This is a genomic window from Flagellimonas aurea (genome assembly GCF_017313785.1).
Lineage (GTDB): Bacteria > Bacteroidota > Bacteroidia > Flavobacteriales > Flavobacteriaceae > Flagellimonas > Flagellimonas aurea.
The window spans coordinates 253,991-267,795 of record NZ_JAFLNL010000004.1 but is presented as its reverse complement, the minus strand read 5'-3'; the positions used below and the strand labels follow the sequence as shown (position 1 = coordinate 267,795).

Genomic DNA, 13,805 nt, shown 5'->3' with positions numbered 1-13,805 from the left:
AGCTAATTTTTTATTTTGATAAAGAAGCAGTGTCATATGCACTCAACTCCTCACGGATTGTTTCTGCATAGTCGTCAGCCTTTTTCTTGAATTCCGTTTCAGGAAAATAACGCATCAACGTATTGTAAGATTCAAGTGCGTCTTCCAATCGTTCTTGTTTTTTGTCCAATGTACTGTTCAGGGCTAATCTCGTGGCCGATTCTATTCTATAAAACATGGCTTCCTCACGATAGATTGAACCTGGATTGTCTGTAATGAAATTATCAAAAGCAGTGATTGCAGAAATCAAAACGGGCAAATTGAATTCTCCCAACTTGTTGAATTGCTTTGCTATCTCTATTTCTTTCTTCTCCTTTTTGGTGGTCAGCTCCCTGGCCATTGTGTTGGCTTCCTCAAAAAACTCAGACTCGGAATAATTATTGATAAAAGTCTGCAATTTCAAAAGCGCCTTGTCAGTTTCGGTTTGATCTAAAGAGTACCTTGGGGACAGCATATAATAACTTTTAGCTCCCAAAAAACTGGCTTCTTGAATCTTGTCGCTACGTGGGTAGGACTTAATAAAACGCTCAAACTGATAACCGGCCAAGTAATATTCCTCATTTTTGAAGTAGCTATCGGCAAAGAAGAACATCACGCGTTCCCCCTGTGGCTTTCCAACATACTGGGGCGCAATCTGCTCGAACAAGCGAACCGCTCTTTTATAATCACCTTCCTCGTACAGCTTTTCGGCCATATCGTATTTGGCCTTCACGTCTGTTTCCTTAAGTACCTTTTGATACTCACTACAGGATACGAGAAGTGCTGCTGCACAACAAAAAAGGAGTATTGACCTCATTTTCAAAAACATTTTGCAAAATTAGTGATATTGAACGGATATAAAAAAGATTTTTTACCACTCAAATGTAAAAGGTAGCAAGGGTAATCCCCAATCATTTGGGCAACATTTAACGAATTTTAAACATGGGCCTTGTCCAACTGACCCAAAGAGGCTACGATTTTATTCTTCAAAACCGATGTCGCTTCCACTAATGGCAATCGCACTGTAGCACGTGTAATCCCTTTTTTTTCAAAAATACTTTTTATACCGGCCGGGTTCCCTTCTTCAAAAATTTGGGACATTAAGGGGGATAATTTGTGGTGGATAGCGTATGCTTCCTTTACGTTGCCTTCCAAACCAAATTTTATCATATCGGAAAAAAGAGATGGCAATCCTTGGCCCAAAACCGAGATAACCCCTGCTCCGCCTGACAACACCGTGGCCAAAGCCGTTGAATCGTCACCGGAGATGACCAAAAAACCTTCCGGTTTATCTTTAATAATTTTATCAATTTGAACGGCATCACCGCAAGCTTCTTTGATCGCAATAATATTGGTGAAGTCGTGCGCCAACCTTAGCGTGGTCGCCGGCAACATATTGCTGCCCGTTCTGGAGGGTACATTGTAAAGTATGATCGGAATCGGAGATGATTCGGCTATCATTTTAAAGTGCTGGTAAATTCCTTCTTGTGTTGGCTTGTTATAATAAGGAGATACGGAAAGTATCGCATCAAAATCCGATAAATCCAGCGTTTTTAGCTCATGTACCACCGCCATGGTATTGTTGCCCCCTACACCAAGGACCAACGGGAGTCTCCCTGCATTGGCACGCACCACTACATCTACCACCAACTGTTTTTCCGCTTGCGAAAGGGTTGCGGATTCGGCCGTTGTTCCCAAGACCACCAAATAATCCACACCTCCTTGAATGTTATGCTCCACCACTCTTTCCAAGGCTTCCACATCCACCGATAAATCTTCTCTGAACGGGGTTATCAAAGCCACTCCTGTTCCGATCAATTGTTCCATCACTTCAAATTTCTTTTAAGACCTTTAAATATTTTTTCAGTTCACTTTTGAACAACTTAAAGTCGCTCAAGGGTGTATTTAAGATCAAATCGTTGATATTGGGGTCTTGGGCGGCCAAGCCAACTTTGAGACGGGCAAGGGTTTTTACCGATAACAACTTCATCATTAAATTATCATCTTCATAATAATTGATCAACATATCGTACTCCCTGCTCAAAAATTCCAGAACGTAACTGTTTTCTATCTGTCCTTTCCATCCAAGGTCCTTATCCGAGAACATTTGGATGGCGTAAGGGGAATTTTTATCGAACTCTCGCTTATATCCAATGATTTTTATGGCATTCGGTCTCAGCGAAAACTCCTCAATAAGTTCGTAAAAGGCCTCTGCTTTCTGAAAATTATCAACATCGACAATACAGCCCACGCTGGTAATCCCCTTGTCCCTGGCAACAGTCTTGGGAGACCTTTCCAATTCCTCCCTTAAATATTTCTGCCCCGATTTAACCTTAAATTTGTCCTGGAGTCCTTTCAAAAACATATTTTTGATGATTTTTACAAAGGTAAATAATCTACCAAGACGACTTAACAAAGATACGCACGTGAACAATCTAAAATTTAAACAATTTGTTGTATTTACAACTTTTTGTTTTTTAATGTCCTGTAAAAATGATACTGTAAACCTAACGGAAATTCAGGGCAAACAACTCCCAATCGACTCTACTTTAACGCAGACCGATTCCATTGAAACGTTTGTGGAACCGTACCGAAAAAGAATCAACGAAGTATTGGACAGCACCTTGGCATACGCTCCAAAACCGCTATTGCTGAACGATGGCGAACGTACCTCATCCATGGGAAACTTAATGGCGGACATTGTTTTTGAGCAGGCCTCCCCCATCTTCAATTCCAGGTCCGGCAACACCTTGGATTTTGTGGTATTGAACGCCGGTGGTGTACGCTCCATTATTTCCGAGGGCAATGTAAGTGCCAGAAACGCCTACGAAGTAATGCCTTTTGAAAATTACATTGAAGTGGTAGAGCTCAACGGCTCCGCTACCCGGGAACTCATCAATTTTGTGGCTAAGTCCTCACGGAGACATCCTGTTGCCGGAATCGAGATTGTTACGGACAAAAACGGCGCTCTGGAATCTGTGAACATTCAAGGTCGACCTTTTGATGAAAACCGAAATTACTACGTTGCATCTTCCGATTATTTGATTAACGGAGGGCCAAGCGTTGGCTTTTTTGATCAAATTGTTTCCAGAACGGCAACGGATTACCTATTGCGCAATGCTCTTATAGATTACTTTAAAAAAGTGGACACTTTACAGGCGGTTGCAGACGACCGTATAAAACAAATGGATCAATGAAACGAAGGGACTTTATCACCAATACCACCGCTGCATCCACTTTAATTGGATTGGGCGGGCTCAGTTTAAGCTCATGTTCCAATTTGGGCAAAAAACAGATTACCATATTGCACACCAACGATGTGCACAGCCATATCGACACCTTCCCCCCTACCCACTCCAGACACCCTAATTTGGGCGGGGTGGCAAGGCGAGCCACTTTGGTAGGGCAAATCCGTAATGAAAACCCGAACACCCTACTTTTTGATGCCGGTGATATTTTCCAAGGAACCCCCTACTTTAATTTTTATGGTGGCGAACTGGAATTTAAGTTGATGAGCAAGCTCAAATATGATGCGGCAACCATAGGCAACCACGATTTTGACAACGGTATTGACGGCCTTCTCGCTCAAATGCCCAATGCCACTTTTGAAATGATCAACGCCAACTATGATTTTACCAACACGGTGATGGACGGCTATGTAAAACCATATAAAATATATACGGTGGATGGCATTAAAATCGGGGTCTATGGCCTTGGCATTGAACTGGACGGATTGGTGACCAAAAAACTCTATAAGGAAACCCAGTATTTGGACCCCTACGAGATTGCCCTGGACATAGAAAAGCAACTCAAAGAGGAAGAACAGTGCGATTTGATTGTTTGCTTATCGCATTTGGGTTATGATTACGATTACCCGGAAAAACCCTGCGATACCCAATTGGCACAAAAAACTTTCCACACCGATTTGATCATTGGTGGGCATACACATACTTTTTTGGACAAGCCCGATGTGCGCACCAACCAAAACGGCAATTCGGTTCTTGTGAACCAAGTGGGATGCTACGGGATCAATCTAGGTAGGATAGACTTCTATTTTGATAGCGCTAAAAAGGCATCGGCCAACGGAGTGAGCATTACGGTTTAGTTGGTTATTGGTTAATGGTTAATGGTTAATGGTTAAAAAGTTCTTGACTGCGCTCGAACTGACAAGCGACGTCTAATGTTAATCGTAAACTGCCCACTGCCCATTGACTTTCACTTTTATGTCTTATGTCTTGGATCTTGAATCTTATATCTGATTCCTACACTACTGGCAATTGCTAATTGTTAACTGCTTACTGAATACTGCATACTGCATACTGAATATTGTCATTCTAAACCGGACCCTGAGCGTAGCCGAAGGGTGGTGAAGCTTCTAGGTGATTACTTAAGGGCAAATGGTAAAGGGCAAAAGGGTTCTCGACTGCGCTCGAACTGACATTTGTCCATTGTTGATTGTAAATTGATCAAAGGTTGGCCCCTACCAATACTTTCAGTTCCTCTTCCAAGCTATACTCGGGAAAAGGCTTGCCCGCTCTGCCGTACCAATATTTCGCATTCCACTTATCCCCTTCTTTGCGGTGCAGATAAGCATGTATCCAACTGCCCATTGGAGAGCCTATTTCCTGCGCGATGTCATGGGAGGATTCCCAATCGCCCTTTGCATCGAACCAAAGGGATTTTAAAGGCTCCGACCAATCGGATGGAAGTGCGTATTGGTCTAAAGTAGCTTCAAATTCTTCGTACGTTTTTGGTTTCATGGTTCCAATTTTTCCAAAAATTCCTGTTCTGATATGATGGGTACTCCCAAACCTTCCGCCTTGGTACGTTTACTTGGGCCCATATTGTCTCCTGCCACCAAGAAGCTGGTTTTTGATGAAATGGAGGAAGACACTTTACCTCCGTTATCTTCAATCAATTTCTTTAGGTCGTTACGGCTGATGGTCTCGAACACACCCGAAATCACAAACGTATTTCCTTTCAAAAGTTCCGTTTGATTTTCCAACTGCGCTTCGGACAACGAGAATTGTAGTCCATATGATTTTAATCGGTCGATAGTTTCCACATTCGCGGGCTCCGAGAAAAAGCTGACCACACTTTCGGCAATCCGTTCCCCTATCTCGTCTACCGCCACCAATTGCTCTTGTGAAGCTGCCATTAAAGCATCAATATTCTTGAAAGCTTTGGCCAGTTTTTTGGCCACCGTCTCCCCAACATATCTTATCCCCAGGGCAAAAAGCACCCGTTCAAACGGAATGGCTTTGGATGCCTGTACTCCGTTCACTAAGTTTTCGGCAGATTTGTCAGCCATCCGCTCCAACGGCAATATTTGTTCTTTGGTCAAGGTGTACAGATCGGCGTAGTTACCAATAAGGCCTTCCTTGAACAGTAATTCTACGGTTTCGCCTCCTAATCCTTCAATATCCATGGCCTTTCTAGAGATAAAGTGTTGGATTCGACCCGTAATCTGAGGTGGACACCCGATGTCATTCGGGCAAAAATGCTGTGCCTCTCCTTCCTTTCTGATAAGCTCCGTGCCACATTCGGGACAATTTTCAATGTATTTTGTGGGTTCGGAATCAACTGACCGCTTGGTAAAATCTACCTTTACGATCTTGGGGATGATTTCTCCTCCCTTTTCCACAAAAACAGTGTCACCTTCGCGCACATCGAGTTTGGCAATTTGGTCGGCATTGTGCAACGAAGCTCGTTTCACCGTAGTTCCCGCCAACAATACAGGTTCCAAGTTGGCCACAGGGGTAATCGCCCCAGTACGCCCAACTTGATACGTAATCTTGTTTAAAATGGTAGTGGCCTGTTCCGCCTTAAATTTATAGGCCATGGCCCAGCGCGGGGATTTTGCGGTATACCCCAGCTCCTCTTGCTGTTGAATGCTGTTCACCTTCACCACTACGCCATCGGTTTCGTAGGGCAAATCGTGACGGTGTACCTCCCAATAATCCGCAAACTGCATAACCTCTGCGGTGGATTTACACAATTTGGCGACAGTCGGCACTTTGAATCCCCAAGAGCGCGCTTTTTCCAGTACTTCAAACTGGGATGAAACGCCTAAATTGTCGCCAGCTATGCTGTACAACAAACATTCCAAGGGGCGTTGGGCCACCAAGGCACTATCTTGAAGTTTTAAACTGCCTGATGCCGTGTTCCTCGGATTCATGTAAGCATCTTCCCCCGCTTCAACACGCTCTGCGTTCATTTTGGCAAAGCCCTCGAGGGTGAGTATGATTTCCCCTCGAATATCAAACTTCGGTGGATAGTCTCCCTTCAATTGCAAGGGAACCGATTTTATGGTCTTGATGTTATTGGTCACATCATCCCCCTGAAAACCATCACCACGGGTCACTGCTTTGACCAAAAGCCCATTTTCGTAGGTAAGACTGATGGAAGCCCCATCATACTTTAATTCACAAGTAAACTCCACTTCGGCATCTCCCAAAATACGCTGAATCCGCTTCTCCCAATCCTCCAAGTCCTCCTTGGAGTACGAATTGTCCAACGAATACATCCGATGGTCGTGAACAACCGTCTCAAAATTTTTGGTGACCATCCCTCCCACGCGCAAGGTTGGCGACGTCGGGTCCTTAAATTCGGGATGTTCGGCTTCCAGTTTCTGAAGCTCCTTGAGTTTCGTGTCAAACTCGTAATCGGAAATAGACGGCTCATCGAGCACATAGTATTTATAGTTGTGTTCTCTTAGCTCTTCCCTTAGCGATTGTATTTGTTGCTCAATGTTCATATGTTATTGTTGGGCTGAGTCCTTTAAAATAATAGTTGAGTCTTTCAAATTTAACATTACAGTTGTATCTATTCGATTTCTAGTCACACGAACAACCGTATCGAAACCATATTTAATAAAATTAGAATCCTTTTCCACCATCAAAGATGGCTCCCTACTATCAAATTTTATTGAATGGATATCCTCACTATTTATTTTGATCTCAGTTCTTTTCTCATTACATGAAATAGTAATTGCTAAAATGAATAATGGAATAATGTATCTATTCATTGCATAATCGCCTTTAACATTCTATAGTTGCCAAACATATCTTTTCGCAGTTCAATTTCTGAAAAATTACGGGTATTGAAAAGCGCTTTGGTTTCTTCTGCCAAATATTGATTGATTTCAAAATACAACTTTCCGTTTTCTGAGAGATGATTTTCAGCAAAACCCAGAATCGCCCTGTAAAACAGCAACGGGTCTTCGTCAGATACAAACAAGGCGGTGTCAGGTTCAAAATCCTTTACATTTCTTTGGATTTCATTTTTCTCCAACTCCCTGACGTAGGGAGGATTGGACACGATTACATCAAACTCCAGATTAATCTCGGGATTAAGGATATCCTGATGCAGAAACGTGACATCCACTCCATTTGACGCGGCATTTTCCTTGGCTACGCTCAATGCACCTTCCGAAACATCCAATGCATATATTTTCGCATCGGGCAGGTGTTTTGCCAAAGCAATGGCAATGCAACCGCTTCCCGTTCCGATGTCTAAAATCCGTAAAGAATGGTCATTTCGACTCCGCTCAATGACCATTCTGCTCCCTACCCGTCTGGCAGGCGGGCGCTCAGCGTCCAACAAAATCCATTGCACCAACTCTTCCGTCTCGGGGCGCGGAATCAACACGTTTTCATCTACGCGAAGCTCCAAATCCATAAAATGGGCCGTTCCCAAAATATACTGAAGGGGTTTTTCCAATTTCAGTTCGGACAGTGCTTCAAAAAGAGGCTGTTCTTCGTCTTTGTTCAACGTGTATCCAGGCTGAATGGCGAGAATAAACCGTTCCAGATTCAAGTAATGTTCAATACAGGAGTAGAAAAAAGAATCAATTTCTTCTTTGGGATAGATTGCACCCAATTCCGTATGGAAAATATCTTTGATTTCTTTGAGGAGCATTACAGTTTTTTAAGCATCCAAACAGGACAGGAATAATGTCCCGTGTTTCCCATGGGGGCGTCGATGTAGTCAAAACCGTTCTTTTTGTAGAGTTTTTGGGCCGCCTCCATATAGGGCATGGTTTCGAGGTAGCAGGCCTCAAAACCGAACTCCTTCGCCTTGTCCAAACAGTCCTCGATCATTTTGGCGCCAAGGCCTTTTCCCCTAGCTTCTTCCAAAAAGTACATTTTTTGAAGCTCGCAGACATTGCCGTCGTAGTTGTCCAATTTTGCCACGCCTGCGCATCCTATTACCTTGCCTTCGTGCTCCACCACAAAATAGGCTGCTTTGGGCACGTTGTAATTGGAATACATATCGTCCAACGCTTTGTCGGCATATGCAGTGCCCACCTTGGGAACGCCCATATCCTCAAAAACCTTTCGTATTACTTGGGCCACCTGTGCGTTGTCTTCGGGGGTTATTTCACGAATCACCGTATCTCCCATTTTTGTGTTTTTATTGTTCTATTTTTGCGGGGTGAATATACATCAAAAATACATCCTTCGCTGCATTGAACTGGCCAAAAAAGGACTGGGAACCACGGCCCCAAACCCTATGGTGGGATGTGTTATCGTTCATAACAACAAAATTATTGGTGAAGGTTTTACAAGTCCCTACGGAGGGCCTCATGCCGAGGTAAATGCCATTAATTCCGTAAAGGATACGGGTTTGCTCAAAGAAGCATCCCTTTATGTGACCTTAGAACCTTGTTCCCATTTTGGAAAAACACCGCCGTGCGCGGATTTGATTGCCAAACATCAGCTTAAAGAAGTTTTTATTGGCTTGCAGGATCCACACGATAAGGTAGCTGGCAAGGGCATCAAAAAATTGGAGGATGCGGGCTGCAAGGTAACGGTGGAGGTCCTGGAGGATGAATGCCGCAAACACCACAAACGTTTTTTGACATTCCAAGAAAAGAAACGGCCCTATATTATTTTAAAGTGGGCAGAGTCGGATGATGGCTTTTTGGCACCTGACCCCTCCCTACGAGGTGATAGCCCCGAACCTTTCTGGATTACCAATGCCCATTCCAAACAATTGGTGCACCAATGGCGAAGCGAAGAACAGGCCATTTTGGTCGGAACCAACACCGTTTTGGAGGACAATCCCAAGTTGACGACCCGAAACTGGGTGGGCAAAGACCCTATCCGTGTGGTTTTGGACAGACGTTTGAAAGTTGATTCAGGCTACCACGTTTTGGACAAATCTGTACAGACCATAATTCTGACGGAAATTGAAGATACATCAAAATATATAAGAGGTATTGATTATGCTGTAATCGATTTTTCTCAGCATACAGCTCAACAAATCTGTGATGTGCTACATCAAAAAAACATTACCAGCGCGATTGTTGAAGGTGGTGCCAGAACGCTTCAAACTTTTATCGATGAAAACTTATGGGACGAAGCTCGGATATTTAAGGGTGCTATTTCTTTCAAAAATGGATTGCCAGCACCCAAATTACAGGGTACTTTACAACATCAAACCCAAATACTGACCGATACCTTATCTTTTTATAGGAATGATTAAAAATATTATCCTTGATTTTGGCGATGTGCTCATCAACTTGGACAAACCTGCCACGGCAAAGGCAATGGTGCAGCACGGATTTACCGAAGTGACCCCGAACTTGGAGAGTTTGTTTCAGAATTATGAGAAAGGACTTATAGCTTCTTCGGATTTTTTGGATGAAGTGTCAGAACACTTTCCCAACGCCAGCAGGGACTATTTGACGAAAGCGTGGAATTCGATTTTATTGGATTTTCCCGAAGAACGTTTACAATTTATTGAACAGCTTGCAGCGGAAAATAAATATAAGATGCTATTGTTGAGCAACACCAACGAACTGCACATGGATTGTGTTAAGGAACAAATGGGCACGGAACGGTTCAACAGGTTCAAAAATGCTTTTGATGTGTTTTATCTAAGTTACGAAATGGGAATGCGCAAACCAGATGCCGAGATTTTCAACTTTGTTTTGGAAGAGAACCAGCTAACGCCCGAAGAGACCTTTTTTGTGGACGATGTTAAGGAAAATACAGATTCCGCAGCCTCTTTGGGAATACACACTTGGAATCTACAGGTGGGCAAAGAGGATATAACCCAACTAAAATCAAGACTGTAAATGGTATACCTGCTTCTAAGTGTTCTGAGCTCTACTTTGATTTTTGTGGCCTTTAAATTGTTCGATGTCTTTAAAATTCAGACACTTTATGCCATCATTACCAATTATGTGGTTGCGTGCGCAGTTGGCTTCTTTTTATATGATGGCCCCGTTGGTGTGAGCGATCTCGCCAATAAACCTTGGTTGATAGGACCTATATTATTAGGAGTACTTTTCATTGTGATATTTAATCTGATGGCCCATACAGCACAGGTCTCTGGGGTTTCCGTAGCCTCGGTGGCCACCAAGATGTCGTTGGCCATTCCTGTCATCATGGGTGTTTTGCTGTACGGCGAACGTTTAAGTGCTATACAGATCATCGGGATTGTTTTGGCCCTGGTCGCCGTGTATTTGGCCTCCATAAAAGAGAAAAGCATCAAGATTGCCCGAAAGGCACTTATGCTTCCTTTACTGGTGTTTTTGGGATCGGGTGTAATCGATACCAGCATTCAGTATTTTGAGGAAATCCATTTGACCGATGAGGAGATTCCCGTGTTCTCTTCCATGGTCTTTGGCTTTGCAGCCTTAACTGGATTTATATTTATTGGAGTGAAAGCGGTAAAAACTCCGTTGAAAGTCAACTTGAAAAATATTTTGGGTGGCATTGCGCTTGGCGTGCCTAATTATTTTTCCATTTATTTTTTGCTTCGTGCCCTGCGTGAGGGCATTTTGAGCAGCGCCGCCATCTTTACCTTAAACAACGTTGCGATTGTAATGGTCTCCACGCTCGTCGGAATATTATTGTTTAAAGAGAAGCTCAGTCTTAAAAATTGGAGCGGTGTCCTGTTGGCCGTTTTGAGCATAATATTGGTAGCTTTGTTCTGATGGAGAAAAAAGAAGATGTTTACAGGACCGTCACCAAACCTTCACCAGAGATTTTATATAAGGACCGAAAGAGCAAATTTTATGCTGAGGTCCATCCCATTACTTCTGAAGATGATGTAAAACCGATTGTGGAAGAACTCCGTAAAAAATACCATACGGCCAATCACGTTTGCTATGCCTGGCAATTGGGCACGGAAAACCCCACGTACAGGGCCAACGATGATGGCGAACCGAACAATTCCGCTGGGATGCCCATTTACGGACAAATACAATCTTTTGATGTGACCAATGTATTGATTACCGTCACCAGAATCTTCGGGGGCACCAAACTTGGGGTCGGCGGATTGATACAGGCCTATAAAACGGCTGCCCAAATGGCGTTGGAAAGTGCCAAAATCGTGCAAAAAACCATTAAAGCGCAAATGCGTTTACAATTTGAGTATCCAGTTATGGATATTGTGATGCGGACCATCAAACAGAAAGATTTGGAAATTGTTTCCCAAAAAATGGAGTTGGATTGTGAACTGGTGATTTCCGTTCGATTAAGTGAATCTGAAGAAGTTTTTCAACTTTTCGATGAAATGCACGCTGTCGATGTGATTATGATGGATTGATTGAAACAAGACCGCTTTGCTGTTGGATAAAAGAACGCTGCGCTGTTAGACTCAGGACCGCTACGATATTGGACAAAAGAACGCTGCGCTGCTAGACATAAGAACAAAGACTCCTGACTCCTGACTCCTGACTCCTGACTCCTGACTCCTGACTCCTGACTCCTGACTCCTGACTCCTGACTCCTAAAAAATCAATCTTCCAATTTTTCCAAGATATAATCAGGACATTTTATGGGGCGTCCCGTTTTTTTGTCCATAAAGGCCAAAACGGTGTTCGCGGTGGCCAATAACTCCCCTGCTTCGTTCAAAAGGTCATAGTCGAACTCAATCTTGACCATGGGCTTTGATTTCAATTGGGTACGCACGGTCAACAAATCATCATAAACCGCAGACTTTTTGTAGTCAATGTGTAAAGAAATTACGGGCAATATCACCCCGTTATCCTCCATGCTTTTGTAAGTGATTCCCATGGCCCTTAACCACTCCACTCGACCCATTTCAAAATACTGCGCATAATTACCGTGGTAAACAACCCCCATTTGGTCGGTTTCTGCATACCGAACCCGAAAAGAATATGAATTTAGACCCATTTTTAACTGAAAAATTATATATTTAGAGGCTTGCTTATTTTGAGGGTAACATGCGAAAAAAAAACAAAACTTTCAATGACAAATTGATTTTTTTTTTAAAAGAATTGTTCACATATTTGTCGCATCCAATGAGCATCTTGTAACCCTTTAGATGCTTGCTCTTAAGTATTAAAGCTAACCATTAAAACAAGGAAAAACTTCTATGAGTGCTACTGCTAATTCCGTATGGAACAACTGTTTGGCTTTTATCCAAGATAACATCCAACCGCAGGCATTCAAAACATGGTTTGAACCCATTAAGCCTATAAAATTGACAGATAAGGCGCTGAGCATTCAAGTGCCCAGCAAGTTTTTCTACGAATGGCTCGAAGAACATTATGTAAAGCTCCTTAAAGTTGCCATGACCCGTGAATTGGGAAGCAATGCTAAGTTGATTTACGTTATAAAAATGGAAAACAAGTACGGTAACAAGGAACCTTTTACGGAACAGATTCCAAGTTCTAACCGTACAGCTGTGGGACCACAGGAATTGGATGTGCCGATTACCTCCAAAAGTCCCGAGCTTAAAAATCCATTTGTCATCCCTGGAATTCGAAACATCAAAATCGAATCCCAATTAAATCCTAACTATAATTTTGACAATTTTCTGGAGGGCGACTCCAACCGTTTGGCAAGGTCGGCCGGAATGGCCGTTGCCAACAAACCTGGAGGAACATCCTTTAACCCATTATTGGTTTTTGGTGGGGTTGGTTTGGGAAAAACTCACTTGGCCCATGCCATTGGAGTTGAAATAAAAGATAAGTACCCAGAAAAGACGGTACTCTACATATCAGCGGAGAAATTCACTCAACAATATATAGAGTCAGTAAAAAAGAACACTCGAAACGATTTCATCCACTTTTACCAGTTGATAGACGTGCTTATCATTGACGATGTACAATTTCTATCCGGAAAATCTGGTACACAGGACGTTTTCTTCCATATTTTCAACCACTTGCACCAAAATGGCAAGCAGGTAATCTTGACTTCGGACAAAGCTCCGGTGGACATGCAGGATATTGAACAGCGTTTGCTCTCCCGTTTCAAATGGGGTCTGTCTGCGGAATTGCAAAGTCCTGATTACGAGACCCGAGTATCTATCTTGAAGAACAAGTTGTACCGTGACGGTGTGGAAATGCCGGAAGATATTATCGATCACGTGGCCAAGAACATCAAGACCAACATTCGTGAACTGGAAGGAGCCATCATTTCATTGATTGCACAATCATCTTTCAACAAACGCGAAGTTACCTTGGAACTGGCCCAGCAGGTTGTGGAAAAGTTCGTCAAGAACACCAAGCGCGAAGTATCCATCGATTATATTCAAAAAGTGGTCTCTGATTACTTTGAAATGGATGTGGCCACGCTTCAATCCAAAACAAGAAAGCGCCACATTGTACAGGCTAGGCAATTGGCCATGTTCTTTGCAAAAAAATTCACCAAGGCATCTTTGGCCAGCATCGGTTCCCAAATCGGAAAACGTGATCACGCAACCGTACTCCATGCATGCAAAACGGTGGACAACCTTGCCGAGACCGATAAGCAATTCAGAAAGTACATTGAGGATTTGAGCAAAAAGTTCTCTTAATTTTTCAC

Annotated in this window: 15 protein-coding genes; 7 read left to right on the top strand and 8 right to left on the bottom strand. The window is 43.0% G+C overall.

Annotation, left to right across the window (positions count from 1 at the left end):
* Positions 1 to 10 precede the first annotated feature (10 nt).
* The 3 genes from J0656_RS09510 to J0656_RS09500 form a co-directional block, all read right to left on the bottom strand.
* Positions 11 to 847, bottom strand: coding sequence for an outer membrane protein assembly factor BamD (locus J0656_RS09510; protein WP_207033159.1), 837 nt, complete (start codon positions 845 to 847; stop codon positions 11 to 13).
* Positions 848 to 954: 107 nt separating this feature from the next.
* Entirely contained in the window at positions 955 to 1,845 is an 891-nt protein-coding gene (gene dapA, locus J0656_RS09505) for a 4-hydroxy-tetrahydrodipicolinate synthase (RefSeq protein ID WP_207033157.1), read from the bottom strand.
* 4 nt (positions 1,846 to 1,849) lie between these two features.
* Positions 1,850 to 2,383, bottom strand: a complete 534-nt coding sequence (locus tag J0656_RS09500; protein WP_207033155.1) for a DUF6913 domain-containing protein — start codon at positions 2,381 to 2,383, stop codon at positions 1,850 to 1,852.
* Positions 2,384 to 2,498: 115 nt separating this feature from the next.
* Here J0656_RS09500 and J0656_RS09495 point away from each other — a divergent pair, with 115 nt between their 5' ends.
* Positions 2,499 to 3,215 carry a 5'-nucleotidase C-terminal domain-containing protein gene (locus tag J0656_RS09495; protein ID WP_237688903.1) on the top strand — a complete coding sequence of 239 codons (717 nt, stop codon included), beginning with the start codon at positions 2,499 to 2,501 and terminating at the stop codon, positions 3,213 to 3,215.
* Positions 3,212 to 4,123, top strand: coding sequence for a metallophosphatase (locus tag J0656_RS09490; protein WP_207033150.1), 912 nt, complete (start codon positions 3,212 to 3,214; stop codon positions 4,121 to 4,123). Before J0656_RS09495 ends, J0656_RS09490 begins: the two co-directional genes overlap by 4 nt.
* Positions 4,124 to 4,484: 361 nt before the next feature.
* Here the strand turns inward: J0656_RS09490 and J0656_RS09485 are convergent, their stop codons facing one another.
* The 4 genes from J0656_RS09485 to J0656_RS09470 form a co-directional block, all read right to left on the bottom strand.
* Positions 4,485 to 4,778, bottom strand: a complete 294-nt coding sequence (locus J0656_RS09485) for a hypothetical protein (RefSeq protein WP_207033148.1) — start codon at positions 4,776 to 4,778, stop codon at positions 4,485 to 4,487.
* Positions 4,775 to 6,775: an NAD-dependent DNA ligase LigA gene (gene ligA / locus J0656_RS09480; RefSeq protein ID WP_207033147.1), complete on the bottom strand. Its 2,001-nt coding sequence runs from the start codon at positions 6,773 to 6,775 to the stop codon at positions 4,775 to 4,777. Before ligA ends, J0656_RS09485 begins: the two co-directional genes overlap by 4 nt.
* A 266-nt stretch (positions 6,776 to 7,041) precedes the next feature.
* Positions 7,042 to 7,938: a peptide chain release factor N(5)-glutamine methyltransferase gene (gene prmC, locus J0656_RS09475; protein ID WP_207033145.1), complete on the bottom strand. Its 897-nt coding sequence runs from the start codon at positions 7,936 to 7,938 to the stop codon at positions 7,042 to 7,044.
* Positions 7,938 to 8,423 carry a GNAT family N-acetyltransferase gene (locus tag J0656_RS09470; RefSeq protein ID WP_207033143.1) on the bottom strand — a complete coding sequence of 162 codons (486 nt, stop codon included), beginning with the start codon at positions 8,421 to 8,423 and terminating at the stop codon, positions 7,938 to 7,940. The genes prmC and J0656_RS09470 overlap by 1 nt, the downstream gene beginning before the upstream one ends.
* Positions 8,424 to 8,454: 31 nt before the next feature.
* Here J0656_RS09470 and ribD point away from each other — a divergent pair, with 31 nt between their 5' ends.
* Genes ribD through J0656_RS09450 form a run of 4 tightly spaced genes read left to right on the top strand, consistent with a single transcriptional unit; the run spans position 8,455 to position 11,580 of the window.
* The gene (gene ribD / locus J0656_RS09465; protein WP_207033141.1) at positions 8,455 to 9,507 is read left to right on the top strand and encodes a bifunctional diaminohydroxyphosphoribosylaminopyrimidine deaminase/5-amino-6-(5-phosphoribosylamino)uracil reductase RibD; all 1,053 of its coding nucleotides are present in this window, start codon (positions 8,455 to 8,457) and stop codon (positions 9,505 to 9,507) included.
* Entirely contained in the window at positions 9,500 to 10,102 is a 603-nt protein-coding gene (locus J0656_RS09460) for an HAD family hydrolase (protein WP_207033139.1), read from the top strand. The genes ribD and J0656_RS09460 overlap by 8 nt, the downstream gene beginning before the upstream one ends.
* Positions 10,103 to 10,966, top strand: coding sequence for an EamA family transporter (locus J0656_RS09455; RefSeq protein ID WP_207033137.1), 864 nt, complete (start codon positions 10,103 to 10,105; stop codon positions 10,964 to 10,966).
* Positions 10,966 to 11,580, top strand: coding sequence for an IMPACT family protein (locus J0656_RS09450; RefSeq protein WP_207033135.1), 615 nt, complete (start codon positions 10,966 to 10,968; stop codon positions 11,578 to 11,580). The genes J0656_RS09455 and J0656_RS09450 overlap by 1 nt, the downstream gene beginning before the upstream one ends.
* Positions 11,581 to 11,771: 191 nt before the next feature.
* Here the strand turns inward: J0656_RS09450 and J0656_RS09445 are convergent, their stop codons facing one another.
* Complete coding sequence (locus J0656_RS09445; RefSeq protein ID WP_207033133.1) at positions 11,772 to 12,170, bottom strand: acyl-CoA thioesterase; 399 nt, start codon at positions 12,168 to 12,170, stop codon at positions 11,772 to 11,774.
* 202 nt (positions 12,171 to 12,372) lie between these two features.
* On the opposite strand from J0656_RS09445, the gene dnaA reads away from it, so the two are divergent.
* Positions 12,373 to 13,797, top strand: coding sequence for a chromosomal replication initiator protein DnaA (gene dnaA, locus J0656_RS09440; protein WP_108244696.1), 1,425 nt, complete (start codon positions 12,373 to 12,375; stop codon positions 13,795 to 13,797).
* Positions 13,798 to 13,805 lie beyond the last annotated feature (8 nt).

What these genes read in the sequence shown, in the direction of transcription:
- J0656_RS09510 (WP_207033159.1), bottom strand. Translation starts at nt 847, where the DNA reads ATGTTTTTGAAAATGAGGTCAATACTCCTTTTTTGTTGTGCAGCAGCA.
- dapA (WP_207033157.1), bottom strand. Translation starts at nt 1,845, where the DNA reads ATGGAACAATTGATCGGAACAGGAGTGGCTTTGATAACCCCGTTCAGA.
- J0656_RS09500 (WP_207033155.1), bottom strand. Translation starts at nt 2,383, where the DNA reads ATGTTTTTGAAAGGACTCCAGGACAAATTTAAGGTTAAATCGGGGCAG.
- J0656_RS09495 (WP_237688903.1), top strand. Translation starts at nt 2,499, where the DNA reads ATGTCCTGTAAAAATGATACTGTAAACCTAACGGAAATTCAGGGCAAA.
- J0656_RS09490 (WP_207033150.1), top strand. Translation starts at nt 3,212, where the DNA reads ATGAAACGAAGGGACTTTATCACCAATACCACCGCTGCATCCACTTTA.
- J0656_RS09485 (WP_207033148.1), bottom strand. Translation starts at nt 4,778, where the DNA reads ATGAAACCAAAAACGTACGAAGAATTTGAAGCTACTTTAGACCAATAC.
- ligA (WP_207033147.1), bottom strand. Translation starts at nt 6,775, where the DNA reads ATGAACATTGAGCAACAAATACAATCGCTAAGGGAAGAGCTAAGAGAA.
- prmC (WP_207033145.1), bottom strand. Translation starts at nt 7,938, where the DNA reads ATGCTCCTCAAAGAAATCAAAGATATTTTCCATACGGAATTGGGTGCA.
- J0656_RS09470 (WP_207033143.1), bottom strand. Translation starts at nt 8,423, where the DNA reads ATGGGAGATACGGTGATTCGTGAAATAACCCCCGAAGACAACGCACAG.
- J0656_RS09460 (WP_207033139.1), top strand. Translation starts at nt 9,500, where the DNA reads ATGATTAAAAATATTATCCTTGATTTTGGCGATGTGCTCATCAACTTG.
- J0656_RS09455 (WP_207033137.1), top strand. Translation starts at nt 10,103, where the DNA reads ATGGTATACCTGCTTCTAAGTGTTCTGAGCTCTACTTTGATTTTTGTG.
- J0656_RS09450 (WP_207033135.1), top strand. Translation starts at nt 10,966, where the DNA reads ATGGAGAAAAAAGAAGATGTTTACAGGACCGTCACCAAACCTTCACCA.
- J0656_RS09445 (WP_207033133.1), bottom strand. Translation starts at nt 12,170, where the DNA reads ATGGGTCTAAATTCATATTCTTTTCGGGTTCGGTATGCAGAAACCGAC.
- dnaA (WP_108244696.1), top strand. Translation starts at nt 12,373, where the DNA reads ATGAGTGCTACTGCTAATTCCGTATGGAACAACTGTTTGGCTTTTATC.